This is a genomic window from bacterium (assembly GCA_009926305.1).
GTDB lineage: Bacteria > Bdellovibrionota_C > UBA2361 > UBA2361 > RFPC01 > RFPC01.
The window spans coordinates 1-1,979 of record RFPC01000182.1 but is presented as its reverse complement, the minus strand read 5'-3'; the positions used below and the strand labels follow the sequence as shown (position 1 = coordinate 1,979).

The window sequence follows — 1,979 nt, the reverse complement described above, 5'->3', positions numbered from 1 at the left end:
GACTGATCAGCACTGCTGATAGGTATAAAGAGGGGCGACAATCGCCGCCCCTTAAATGTAACTAACCTCAGCGCAATTGCAGATGCTTTGCAACAACGTAAGGCATCAATGTAACCTCCACGCCGTAGTCAAAGTCCTCAGACTCTGTAGGAAAAAATGTAACATACCATCCGCCAGTTCCTGTTATCGTAGGCATCTCACCGTTAAGTTCACATTTCACTGCATAATTGTAGGCGATTGTTCTAATGTATGCTGCCTTACTTTCCGCGTTAGGTGATCCATTGCGGTTGATCATCATCAATACGTTGACTGTATCTTCTAGTCCAGAGTATTCCCAACGGATGCGAATTTGCTTGGAAAGTGTAGCGGTCATGATGAAGTGTAGGGTGAAAGGTGAAAGAATAGGGGTGAGAATGTCACCCCTGAATGTAACTTACTTCGCCCAAGTTACGCGGATAAACTTATCGCCCTCTGCAACTCTAGCGATTCCAGTTGCAACTTCTTTATCCTTTTCTGCCTTAAGGTTAATCTCAAGAACCTTAATCGCGGGAGAATAGGTAACTTTATCGCGGGAGGTTAATGATACCAACCCCCACACTGTGCGCTCAGAGGTTACATCAGCGGCGATCATAATGCCCGCGATCTCATCACGTAGGCGCTTAACCTCCGCCTCCGCCTCCTTGGCAGCGGCGTCAGCGGTGGCAAGATGCCCCATAAGGGTCTCAAGCGTGTCCGAAACGATGGCGACGGGCAGATCGTAGGAGTTTGCCATGGGTCTGGGGCGGATCGGTTGAAAGGTCGTTTCCGATCCGTTGAAACAACATTAACCGACCGACCCCGATCCCACAAGGGGCAAACGGTATCGTAGGATACCAAAAAGCAGATCCGTTTGATCAGCGATGCTAATCAATCAATCCGCCAAACTGTAGCAACGGATACAGAACCACAGACCGACCCTACCTACGCTGGAGGGCGGGAGGAGAGGGAATCCCGCCAGAGTTTGTATAAAGAATTAGACAGGGATGAATGTAAAGAATAAACCACACCACTGACCGATAGTTTACATTCAACCCTGAGTAATTCTTTATACTCAGTGGTAAGTATAAAGAATAAAGAATTATTTCTTCTTTCTTTTATTCTTTGCTGCACCTTTCTTGGGCGTTAAAATGTTCTTAAACCTTTTATCGGGGCGTGATTTGCCACCTTTGTGAATCCAGCGTCCCATTATACAAACCTCGCAGGAGAACCACAAGACTGATAGAATGCAATCATTCTTTCTGCCTCTTCTCTTGTCGTGAAAGATTGCGTGCGCCATTCACAATTATTGTATGGCGTCTGATAAGTAATTGTGAAACCGATTGAATTGATTTGTTGTTGATTGTTCATTGTTTTGAATGTTCTTGTGTGTACTAGTCGAGATTTGAAGATTAACGGTCAAAAGTCTCAGGGAATTAGTCGAGAGGAGGAGATTGATCGAATCTCCTCCCAGAGTATAAAGAATCAGAGGAGATTCATTGCCCAAACATTATACTCACCCACATCAATTCGGTGCCCTTCCATACACTGATACTCTGCAGAAAAGGCATCGGAAAGATTCAAAAACTGGGCGCAGATTCTGGCATGAGTGTAAGGAACTGTACCATTGCTGGGATCCATGTAAGACTGGAGAACGGCAAGGTAGTCGAGAGCGTCAAGGTAGTCGGTGGGAGCGGTCATGGGTTCAGTGGTGTGAACTGATAGAAGTATAGGCGCAGTGTGGGGGGTGGTGGACCCCCCGTGGGCCAGTTCAGCGATTGGCACGACGGCGGAGAGCGTCGCCATAGGTGCAACCCTGGTCCAGGTAGAACCCTTCCAACACTGAATCAACGCCGCGCCAGTTGGAAGCGGTGTGGAAGCAGTCCACGCTGGCGTAGTGCAGTTGGGCATCGGTCATGTTCGCTGCCATCTCCTCCCAGCGGGTGAAATCGGCAGCGGTGGCG

3 protein-coding genes are annotated in these 1,979 nt (G+C 48.1%); all 3 read right to left on the bottom strand.

Going from position 1 to position 1,979, the window contains the following annotated elements; all coding sequences use genetic code 11:
* Positions 1 to 67 precede the first annotated feature (67 nt).
* The 3 genes from EBR25_13550 to EBR25_13540 all read right to left on the bottom strand — a co-directional run bounded on the left by EBR25_13550 (position 68) and on the right by EBR25_13540 (position 1,926).
* Positions 68 to 298 carry a hypothetical protein gene (locus tag EBR25_13550; GenBank protein ID NBW42007.1) on the bottom strand — a complete coding sequence of 77 codons (231 nt, stop codon included), beginning with the start codon at positions 296 to 298 and terminating at the stop codon, positions 68 to 70.
* Positions 299 to 433: 135 nt separating this feature from the next.
* Positions 434 to 772: a hypothetical protein gene (locus EBR25_13545; protein ID NBW42006.1), complete on the bottom strand. Its 339-nt coding sequence runs from the start codon at positions 770 to 772 to the stop codon at positions 434 to 436.
* Between the two features lie 728 nt (positions 773 to 1,500).
* Positions 1,501 to 1,926, bottom strand: coding sequence for a hypothetical protein (locus EBR25_13540; protein ID NBW42005.1), 426 nt, complete (start codon positions 1,924 to 1,926; stop codon positions 1,501 to 1,503).
* Between the last annotated feature and the right edge of the window lie 53 nt (positions 1,927 to 1,979).

Bases quoted from the DNA above. Each gene is read 5' to 3' on its own strand.
- EBR25_13550 (NBW42007.1), bottom strand. From the start codon at position 298: ATGATGATCAACCGCAATGGATCACCTAACGCGGAAAGTAAGGCAGCA.
- EBR25_13545 (NBW42006.1), bottom strand. From the start codon at position 772: ATGGCAAACTCCTACGATCTGCCCGTCGCCATCGTTTCGGACACGCTT.
- EBR25_13540 (NBW42005.1), bottom strand. From the start codon at position 1,926: ATGCCCAACTGCACTACGCCAGCGTGGACTGCTTCCACACCGCTTCCA.